This window comes from Streptomyces sp. WAC05292, from assembly GCF_003949955.1.
GTDB lineage: Bacteria > Actinomycetota > Actinomycetes > Streptomycetales > Streptomycetaceae > Streptomyces > Streptomyces globosus.
On sequence record NZ_RPSE01000251.1, the window covers coordinates 1 to 9,077 of the forward strand.

Here is a 9,077-nt window from a genome sequence, read left to right on the forward strand (position 1 = left end):
CCCCGGCCGAGCGGGCAGGGGCTGATGGCGTTGATGCGGACGCCGCGGGAGGCGTACTCGCGGGCGGCGGTCCGCGTGACGGCGCTGACGGCGGCCGTGGAGGCCGCGTACGCGCCGAGCCCGGGCAGCATGCCCTGGGCGCCGATGTTGCTGGCGGTGTTGACGATGACGCCGCCGCCGGCGCCCTCCATGTGGGCGATCTCGTGCTTCATCGACAGCCACACGCCGGTCAGGTTCGCGGTCAGGTTCTGCGCCCAGGCTGCTTCGTCGATGTCGGCGACCGGCTGGGCGGGGCCCAGTTCGGTGGTGTTGTTGAAGGCGACGTGCAGCCCGCCGTGGCGGCGGACCGTCTCGGCGACGGCGTGGGCCGCGCCCGCCCCGAACCCCGCGGTGGCGTCGGAGACGTCGGCGACGACGCAGTCGGCGAGGCCGCCGGCGTCGCGGATCAGCTTGACCGTTCCCTCCAGGGTCTCGGGGTGGCGGCCGGCCACCACCACGAGTCCGCCGAGCCGGGCGAAGGCGAGCGCCGCGGCACGGCCGATTCCCTCGCCCCCGCCGGTGACGAGGACGACCTTGCCGTCGAAGCGTTCAGACATCAGCGTGCTCCTGATTCTCCGCGTCGGATTCTCGGGAAGGCGCTCGGGCGAACGCCGCCGACCGACCGTCACCCTGCAAGGCGGCGGGGTGTCCTGGGCAGTGCGGCCGGTTCACTTCGTCAGGTTCCGGGAGCAGGTGACGTAATCCCCCGACCGTCTTTGACAGCTCCGGCCGGGCGGTCGATGCTGCACGCCGGCCCACCGGCGGAAAAGGGAGACCAATGCTGACGCTTTCATGGACCCGACCGGTAGTCTGCGCAGGTCAGAGCGGGTCTCCCGGCCCCACGAAGGAGAGTCTGTGGCAGGCTCTGCTGCACAAGGCGGAGTTTCCCACCGGATATGTTCCCGCCATTACGCAATGCCGGATCAACGAGCGCTACCCCGATGGATTCCTGCGGGAAATCCGGCGCGGGAACTCGACGTTCCTGCAGCGGGTCATCCCCCAGGAGAGCGCCGGCCGCATTACCTACCGGCATCTGGACGACACCGACATCGCGGAGATACGCAACGAGATCGGCGAGGACGCGGACGGCCGCCTCACCCTGACGCTGAGCATCACCCTGACCGAGCGCCCGGTGGCGGCGGTGCTCGCCCAGAACACCTATCTGCGGGACCTCGACGCCGACTTCCACGCCACGCTGGACGCCATGACGGAGGGCCTGAACCGGGCCATGATGCACGCGGACGCGGAGGCGGCCCCCCACGGCCCGGACGGGTCGTGAGGGGCCGCCTCCGCGTGCGGCGCCGTCCCGGCGGCGGGTCAGCCCCGGCCCGCCGGGACGGCGGCCTCCCCGGCCTGCCGGAGCAGGCCGGGGCCGGGCAGCGAGGGCAGGGTGTGCACGCCCTCGACCACCGCCTCCACGTCGAAGACGGTGTACTGCACCGGGGTGCGCCCGATCAGCTCGGCCGCCCGCGGGGCCAGCGGCCGGGCCGCCGCCTCCGCGGACTCCCACAGCATCACCGCGCCCCAGCGCTCCGTCGCCGGGTCGGCGATCCAGAACTTCAGCCGCAGCCCCTCGACCCCGGCGAACCGGTCGACCGCCTCGTCGCGCAGGTACTCCCGCAGCGAGGCGATGGTGTGCCCGGAGCCGGCCAGGTCCCACCAGGCGACGGTCGCCCTCATACGAGCTGCTCGCTGAGGAGTCCGGACAGGGCGTCGGCGACGATGCGGACGCCGTCCTCGGTGAGCACCGACTCGGCGTGGAACTGCATCGAGCGGAAGCCGGGCCCGCGCAGCGCGTGCACCTCGCCGGTCTCCGCCTCCCGGCACACCTCCACCGTGCCGATACCGGGCACCTCGACGGTGTCGGCGGCGCTCTGCGCGGCGAACGTGTTGTAGAAGCCGACGCGTTCGCGCCGCCCGAACAGCTCGATCTCCCGCTGCACGCCCTGGTTGGGCTGCTCGCGGCGCCGCAGCGGGAAGCCGAGGCGGGTGCTGAGCACCTGGTGGCTCAGGCAGACCGCGAGGAACGGCCGGTGCTCCGCGAGGAGCGTGTCGACCGCGGCCCGCAGGTGCGCGATCTTCGGGTGGTGCGCGTCGCGCGGGTCGCCGGGCCCCGGGCCCATGACGACGAGGTCGTACGGGGCGAAGCTGTACGGCTCGTCGAAGCGGGTGACCGTGACGTCGGCCTCCATGGCGCGCAGCTGGTGCTCGATCATCGCGGTGAAGGTGTCCTCCGCGTCGACCACGAGGACCTTGCGGCCCACGAGCAGCGGCACCGGCCGGGCGCGGGCGGAGTCGTCGTCGAGCCAGAACCCGGCGATCGTCGCGTTGCGCCGGCTCAGCGCCTGGCGGACCTCCGGGTGGTCGCCGAAGCGGCGCGGCCCCGGCTGCTCGAACATGGCGAGCAGCCCGGACGCCTTGGCGCGGGTCTCGGCGACCTCGGACAGCGGGTCCGAGTGGCGCACGAGGGTCGCTCCGACGCCGATGCTCATCCGGCCCGCCGCGTCGATGTCGGCGGTGCGGATGAGGATCGCCGAGTCCAGGGTGCGCTCGCTGCGCTCGTCCTGGCCGATGAGGGCGAGGACGCCGCTGTAGTAGCCGCGGCCCTGCGGCTCGTACCGCTTGATGACGCGGCCCGCGCTCTCCAGCGGGGAGCCGGTGACGGTCGGGGCGAACAGGGTCTCGTGCAGGATGTCGCGCGGGTCGCGGGTGGTGCGGCCCTCGATGAAGTACTCGGTGTGCGCGAGGCGGGCCATCTCCTTCAGGTAGGGGCCGACGACCCGGCCGCCGGACTCGCAGATGCGGGCCATCATCTTCAGTTCCTCGTCGACGACCATGTACAGCTCGTCGGCCTCCTTGCGGTCGGCGAGGAAGTCCATGACGCCGGGCAGCTCCGGGCCGGAGGCCGGGAACCGGTAGGTGCCGCTGATCGGGTTCATCACCGCGCGGCCGCCGCTGACGCTGACGTGGCGCTCGGGGGAGGCCCCGATGAGCGTGCGGTCGCCGGTGTGGACGATGAACGTCCAGTACGCGCCGGTCTCGCGCTCCAGCAGCCGGCGGAAGATCCGCAGGGCGGCGGGGACGGAGTAGTCGCCGATGTCGGCGACGAAGGAGCGCTTCATCACGAAGTTCGCGCCCTCGCCGGTGCCGATCTCGTCCCTGATGACGCGGCGAACCGTTTCGGCGTAGGTGTCGTCGTCGATGTCGAAGTCGCCGCCGGGCACCAGCTGCACCGGAGCGTCCGGGATGCGCGCCAGCACGTCGTCGAGCGGGACCCGGGCCTGCTCGGCGATCGCCATGGCGAGCAGCGGGGTGCCGTCGTCGGGCGCCTCGAAACCGCGCTCGGCGAGCTGGCGGTAGGGGATCAGGGCGAGGACGTCCAGGCGGGTGCCGGCGCCCTCCGCGACGTCCCCGAGGGGGATGCCGGCGAGGGTCGCGGCCTCGGTGAACTCGCCCGTGAACAGGTCGAGGGTGTTGCCGACGGTGGTCTCGGGGCGGTGGACCAGCGCGAAGGCCGGCGGCCGGGGCCCCAGGATCCGGTCCAGCAGGTCCTCGGTCATGCGGTTTCCCTTCCGGCGTACGCGGCCACCCGGTCGGGGAGGGCCGTCAGGAGCTCCTTGGTCGTGGTGAGGCGGGCGCAGCGGCCTGCGGCGTACTCCAGGGCCATCCGGTGCTCCTCCCAGGAGAAGTCGGCGACGGCGTCGGCGACGAGGAAGGGCTGGATGTCGTTGGTGAACGCGTCGACCGCGGTCATCAGCACGCCGACGTGGGCGTACACCCCGCAGATGATCAACTGGTCGCGGCCGGACGCCCGCATCCGCTCCAGCAGGTCGGTCTTGAAGAAGGCGCTGTAGCGCCACTTGGTGAGCATCCAGTCGCCCTCGGCGGGCGCCACCGGGTCGACGACCCGGCGGTGCTCCTCGCTCGGCCGCATGCCCGGACCCCAGAAGTCCTTCAGCAGGCCGCGCTCCTCGGGCGTCATGCCGCCCGGCTGGGCGGTGTAGGCGACGGGGATGCCGAGGTCGGCGGCGCGGGCGCGCAGCTCCCCGGCGTTGGCGGCCAGGTCCACGACGGGCTGCTCGCCCTGCGGGAACGCGGCCAGGAAGTACTTCTGGAGGTCGTGCACCAGCAGGACGGCGCGGTCGGGGTCGACCTCCCAGTCGACGGCGGAGGCCGGCAGGTCGGCAGCCGCCGGCATCGGGTAGGGGCTGATCGCAGGTATCCCTGCCATGCGGGTTTCCCTCTCGTTCACGGTTGGCCGGCCGGTCGCGCCGGGCGCGGGTGCCGGATTCGTCGCACTCGGTTCACTCGTCGCACTCGGTTCACCCGGCTCGTTCGGCTCGCGGTCTCAGACACCGAGCGCCGCACCGCCGTCCACGGTGAGGTCGTGCATGGTGATGTGGGACGCCTTGTCGGAGAGCAGGAAGACGACCGCCTCGGCGACGTCCTCGGGGCGTGCGAGCTTCCCCAGCGGGATGCCGACGCGGTACGCGTCCGGGACCCCGTCGATGGAGGCCCGCGCGCTGCTCTCGTCCTGCCACATCGAGTTGAGCATCGGGGTGTCCGTGGAGCCGGGGGCGACCAGGTTGGCGCGGATCCCGAACTTGGCGACCTCCAGGCCCAGGCACTTGGTGAACATGGTCGCGGCCGCCTTGGAGGCGGCGTAGGCGGACATCTCGGTGCGGGCGGTGCCCGCCGCGTTGGAGGCGATGGTGACGATGGCGCCCCGGCGGCGCGGCACCATCCGGTTGACGACGGCCCGGGAGACGAAGAAGACCCCCGTGGTGTTGACCGCGAACGTCGTGCTCCACTCCTGGTCGGTCAGCTTGCGCGCCTCGGCGAGCCGGAGCACGCCGGCGGCGTTGACGAGGAAGTCGAGCGGGCCCACCAGCGTCTCGACGTCGTCGACGAGCGCCTCGACGTCGGCGCTGGCGGTGACGTCCGCGGGGAACGGCTCGACACGGCCGCCCGTGTCCTCCTCGACGGCCTTCGCCACCTTCCGCAGGCGGTCGGCGTCCCGGTCGACCGCCACCACCCGGACGTCCCGGGAGGCCAGGGCCCGGACGATGGCCTCGCCTATGCCGCCGGCCGCGCCGGTGACGAGAGCGATCTTTCCTTCCATGATGGAGAAACCCCCTTTTTCGTGGCCTCAGCCGCGCCAGGCCGAGACGACCTCGACGGCCTGGTCGGAATTGAGGCGCGGGTCGCAGAACGAGGTGTACTTCTCTCCCAGCTCGTCCACGTGGTATTCATCGGTGACGCATTCGTGCACCTGGTCGGGCGTCGTCTCCAGGTGGAGTCCCGCCGCGACTCCGCCGTTTTCCACGACGGCCTTCTGGAATTCCTCGACCTCGCGCACCACGGTTTCGACGAAACGGGTCTTGACACCGCCGGGCGCGCTGACGGTGTTGCCGTGCATCGGGTCGCACATCCACAGCACGGGGTGGCCCGCGGCGCGGACGGCGCGCACCAGCGCCGGCAGCCTCTCGGCCGCCTTGCCCTGGCCCATCCGGGAGATCAGCGTGAGCCGGCCCGGCTCCCGCCCCGGGTCGAGCCTCCCGCAGAGCTCCACCAGGGCCTCGGGCTCCATGCCCGGTCCGACCTTCGTCGCCACCGGGTTGGAGATGGAGGCGAAGAACGCGACGTGCGCGCCGTCCAGCTCGCGGGTCCGCTCGCCCATCCACGGCCAGTGCGTGGAGGTCAGCAGCTGCGAGCCGTCGTCCTGGGTGCGGACCATCGGGCCCTCGTAGTCGAGCAGCAGGGCCTCGTGGCTCGTCCACACCGGGGCCTCCGCCGCCGACGGGCGGCCCTCGCCGTGCCAGCCGAGGACGGCCATGGCGCCGGCCGCCGCCCGGTAGCCCGCGACCAGCCGCTGCGGGTCGGGCCGGCGCAGGTCGGGGTCGGGCTCCGGGCTGTTGACCATGTGCCCGCGGTACACCGGCAGCTCGACGCCGGCGACGGTCTCCGTGGGGTTCGAGCGGGGCTTGCCGAACTGGCCGGCGAGCCGGCCGACGCGTATGACGGGCTTGAGCGAGCGGGCCTTCATCACACCGGCCAGCACGTCCAGGAGCGCCGCCTTGCGGGCCACGTAGCCGGGGGTGCACTCGGCCGGGTCCTCGGCGCAGTCGCCGCCCTGCACGATCTGCAGCTCGCCCCCGGCCGCCGCGGCGAGCAGGGCGCGCAGGGCGTCGACGTCCTCACGGCGCACCAGCGCGGGCGAGCCCGCGAGCTCGGCCCTGGCCTTCTCCAGGGCCTCTTCGTCCGGCCATACGGGCTGCTGGCCCGCGGGCAATGATTTCCAGCGTGCAACACCGTGCATGCGGCACCTCCCAGTGCTGTACCTGCCGTGACATCAGATGCATCGAGAAGTCTCTGGAACGGTGAATCCGGTGAACCACCAGACATTCCGCACTCCGTCAAGTGGAGTGGATTTCGGTCAGGTCGGAAGAGGTAATCCGAAATAAACCTGACGCATTGGCGGAAGGAAAAACGCCGCGCGTCCGCAAATCCCTTAAAGTCCGCGCCCGCCCTTCGCGGCGTCCGTTGAAAAAGGCCGGAAAACGACGCGATTACGGGGGTACTTGACACACCATCGCCGGTTGGTTTCCGGCGGGTGGAGCGGGCGCCCTAGGGTGCTGTGCGTGGTTAGTCAAGGAGCTGGGGCACTGCTGAGGCAACTGGTGTCCGAGGGCGTCTCGCCGTGGTTGAGCGTGCAGGACCCCGCGGAGTTCGACACCGGCATCCGGTATCCGGTACTGGGCGGCCACTTCCACAACGCGTGCGCGCCCGCGGGCACGTCGCCCGCGCAGGCCGCGCGTGCCTGTGACGCCCTGCTGCCGGTGTTCGAGGACAGCGGCGGCACCGCCGGGCTCGTCTCCGTGCCGGTGCCCGGCCGCCGGGCCGGCGGGGGGACCGCACTGGTCGCGGCCGCCCGCGCGGTGCACGAATCGGTCGGCCGCCGCAACGCGGTGGTGCGCCTGCCCGCGAGCCCGGCCGGGATCCGGGCGCTGGCCGACCTGCTCGCGGAGGGCATCGGCGTGCACGCCGCGCTCGTGTTCTCCGGCGGGCGGTGCGCGGAGGTGCTCGACGCCTACGTGGCCGGCATGGAGCGGGCCCTGGCCGCGGGCAGGCCGCTCGGCGCGGCACCGCTGGTGGTCTCGTTCCCCGTGGGCCGCTTCGACCGGGAGGTGGAGGCCCGGCTGGACGCCCTGGGCGTGCCGGCCGGCGCCGAGGTGCGCGGCGCCGCCGGCCTCGCGGTCGCGCGCCGCATGTACCGGGTGCGCGAGGAGCGGCTGTCGGGCGACTGGTGGCGCGTGCTGCGCGCCAACGGGGCCCTCCAGCCGCGGCTGCTGTGGGGGCCGGGTGCGGAGGGCGGCGTGGGCGCGCTCGTCGGGTGGAACACTGCGCTCGCGCTGTCCGTGGAGACGCTGGAGGCCGCCGCCCTGGCGCCGGCCCTCACCGGGGACACGCTGCTGAACGCGGACGCCGAGGCCGCGTGCGCCCTGCGCGCGCTGGAGCGGCTGGGGGTCAGCGCCCCCGAGGTGGCGGCCGTGCTGGAGGCGGCGGAGCTGCACCGCCTCCGGCACGGCCGGCCGGTCAGGAGGGGATCCGTGCCGGCTGCCTCTCCGGGAAGCGGGTCCTCGTCAGGGCCAGCAGCGGAGCAGCCTTGACGGCGGTCTCCTCGTACTCGGCGTCCGGGTCGGACAGGGCGACGACCGCGCCCCCGACCCCGTAGGAGACCTTGCCCGCAGTGACGGTGGCGGTGCGGATGACGATGCTGAGGTCCGCGGCGCCGGTGAGCGAGAAGTAGCCGATGGCCCCCGAGTACACCCCGCGCGGTCCGGCCTCCAGCCGGTCGATGATCTGCATGGTGCGGATCTTCGGGGCGCCGGTCATCGACCCGCCGGGGAAGGCGGCGCGCACGCAGTCCACGGCGGTCAGCCCGGGGCGCAGCCGCGCCCGTACGGTGCTCACCAGCTGGTGGACGGTGGCGTAGCTCTCGACGCGGAAGAGCTCCTCGGCCTCGACGGTGCCCGGGACGGCGCAGCGGCCGAGGTCGTTGCGGACCAGGTCGACGATCATGAGGTTCTCGGAGCGGTCCTTCTCGTCGCCCAGGAGGTCGGCGATGAGGGCGGCCTCCTCCTGCGGGGTGGCGCCGCGCGGCCGGGTGCCCTTGATCGGCGAGGACTCGATCAGGCCGTCGGGGCCGACCCGCAGGAACCGCTCCGGCGAGGTGCTGAGGACGGAGAGCCCGCCGAACTGCAGGAGCGCGGCGAAGGGCGCGGGGCTGGTGCGGCGCAGGGTGCGGTACGCCGTCCAGGGGTCGAGGGAGGTGTCGGCCTCGGCCATGTTGGTGAGGCAGACCTCGTAGCTCTCGCCGGCCGCGATCTCCTCCAGGCAGCGGTCGATCAGGTGCAGGTAGGAGCCGCGGTCGTGGCGCAGCCGGATCTCGCCGCCGCCCTCCTGCGGGCCGGGCGCCGGCAGCTTGTACCCGGCGAGCCGGGCGAGGCGGGCGGCGGTGGCGTCCAGCCACTCGTCGGCCGCGGCGGCGGATCCGGGGACGCCGTCCTCGGCGAGGGCGAGCAGGTACGTGGTGCCCTCGGCGTGGTCGAAGACGACGGCGCGGTCGGCGAAGACCATGGTGGCGTCGGCGACGGGCGAGCGGTGCACCAGGTCGCCGCCGCACTCGGCCTTCAGCTCGTAGCCGAGGTAGCCGACCCAGCCGAGGGCGAAGTCGAAGGGCAGCTCGGGCACCTCGGTGCTCAGGGAGCGCAGGTCGCTGTCGATCCACTCCAGGAAGGGCGCGGCGACGAGCCGGCTCCCGCCGTCGGCCGAGCCGACGGTGACGGTCCTGCTCCACACGTCGGCCGAGGCGGTGCGGGCCAGCGGGCCGGTGGCGTCGCCCATGGCCGAGAACCGGCCGCGGTCGCCGCCGGGCAGGCTGCTGTCCAGCCAGTACGCGTGGTCGTTGCCGCGGAAGAGCCGGTCGTAGACGGTCTCGGGGTCCCAGCGGGTGGGCAGGCGGTGTGCCGCGACCC

The 9,077-nt window shown here is 73.1% G+C and carries 9 protein-coding genes; 2 read left to right on the plus strand and 7 right to left on the minus strand.

What is annotated here, in order from left to right:
* Window positions 1-596: SDR family NAD(P)-dependent oxidoreductase (locus EF903_RS22590; protein WP_125545963.1), on the minus strand; the 596-nt coding region annotated here is incomplete at its 3' end.
* A gap of 221 nt (window positions 597-817) precedes the next feature.
* On the opposite strand from EF903_RS22590, the gene EF903_RS22595 reads away from it, so the two are divergent.
* On the plus strand, window positions 818-1,318 hold the full coding sequence (locus EF903_RS22595; RefSeq protein WP_125545965.1) for an AtaL-like protein: 501 nt from the start codon (window positions 818-820) through the stop codon (window positions 1,316-1,318).
* Between the two features lie 38 nt (window positions 1,319-1,356).
* Here the strand turns inward: EF903_RS22595 and EF903_RS22600 are convergent, their stop codons facing one another.
* The 5 genes from EF903_RS22600 to EF903_RS22620 all read right to left on the minus strand — a co-directional run bounded on the left by EF903_RS22600 (window position 1,357) and on the right by EF903_RS22620 (window position 6,358).
* On the minus strand, window positions 1,357-1,719 hold the full coding sequence (locus tag EF903_RS22600) for a hypothetical protein (RefSeq protein ID WP_125545967.1): 363 nt from the start codon (window positions 1,717-1,719) through the stop codon (window positions 1,357-1,359).
* Window positions 1,716-3,599 (minus strand): anthranilate synthase family protein, encoded by a 1,884-nt coding sequence (locus tag EF903_RS22605; RefSeq protein WP_125545969.1) that lies wholly within the window; start codon window positions 3,597-3,599, stop codon window positions 1,716-1,718. Before EF903_RS22605 ends, EF903_RS22600 begins: the two co-directional genes overlap by 4 nt.
* Window positions 3,596-4,270, minus strand: a complete 675-nt coding sequence (locus EF903_RS22610; RefSeq protein WP_125545971.1) for an isochorismatase family protein — start codon at window positions 4,268-4,270, stop codon at window positions 3,596-3,598. Before EF903_RS22610 ends, EF903_RS22605 begins: the two co-directional genes overlap by 4 nt.
* A gap of 117 nt (window positions 4,271-4,387) precedes the next feature.
* Window positions 4,388-5,161, minus strand: a complete 774-nt coding sequence (locus EF903_RS22615; protein ID WP_114053324.1) for a 2,3-dihydro-2,3-dihydroxybenzoate dehydrogenase — start codon at window positions 5,159-5,161, stop codon at window positions 4,388-4,390.
* A 27-nt stretch (window positions 5,162-5,188) separates the two neighbouring features.
* Window positions 5,189-6,358, minus strand: coding sequence for a 3-deoxy-7-phosphoheptulonate synthase (locus tag EF903_RS22620; RefSeq protein WP_125545973.1), 1,170 nt, complete (start codon window positions 6,356-6,358; stop codon window positions 5,189-5,191).
* Window positions 6,359-6,749: 391 nt separating this feature from the next.
* On the opposite strand from EF903_RS22620, the gene EF903_RS22625 reads away from it, so the two are divergent.
* Window positions 6,750-7,709, plus strand: coding sequence for a transaldolase family protein (locus EF903_RS22625; protein ID WP_260615796.1), 960 nt, complete (start codon window positions 6,750-6,752; stop codon window positions 7,707-7,709).
* Here EF903_RS22625 and pabB read toward each other — a convergent pair.
* On the minus strand, window positions 7,636-9,077 hold a 1,442-nt coding region (gene pabB / locus EF903_RS22630; RefSeq protein ID WP_125545977.1), incomplete at its 5' end, for an aminodeoxychorismate synthase component I. The genes EF903_RS22625 and pabB overlap by 74 nt on opposite strands.

Excerpts from the sequence above, each read along its gene's own strand:
- EF903_RS22615 (WP_114053324.1), bottom strand. The coding sequence starts at position 5,161 with ATGGAAGGAAAGATCGCTCTCGTCACCGGCGCGGCCGGCGGCATAGGC.
- EF903_RS22595 (WP_125545965.1), top strand. The coding sequence starts at position 818 with ATGCTGACGCTTTCATGGACCCGACCGGTAGTCTGCGCAGGTCAGAGC.
- EF903_RS22605 (WP_125545969.1), bottom strand. The coding sequence starts at position 3,599 with ATGACCGAGGACCTGCTGGACCGGATCCTGGGGCCCCGGCCGCCGGCC.
- EF903_RS22620 (WP_125545973.1), bottom strand. The coding sequence starts at position 6,358 with ATGCACGGTGTTGCACGCTGGAAATCATTGCCCGCGGGCCAGCAGCCC.
- EF903_RS22600 (WP_125545967.1), bottom strand. The coding sequence starts at position 1,719 with ATGAGGGCGACCGTCGCCTGGTGGGACCTGGCCGGCTCCGGGCACACC.
- EF903_RS22610 (WP_125545971.1), bottom strand. The coding sequence starts at position 4,270 with ATGGCAGGGATACCTGCGATCAGCCCCTACCCGATGCCGGCGGCTGCC.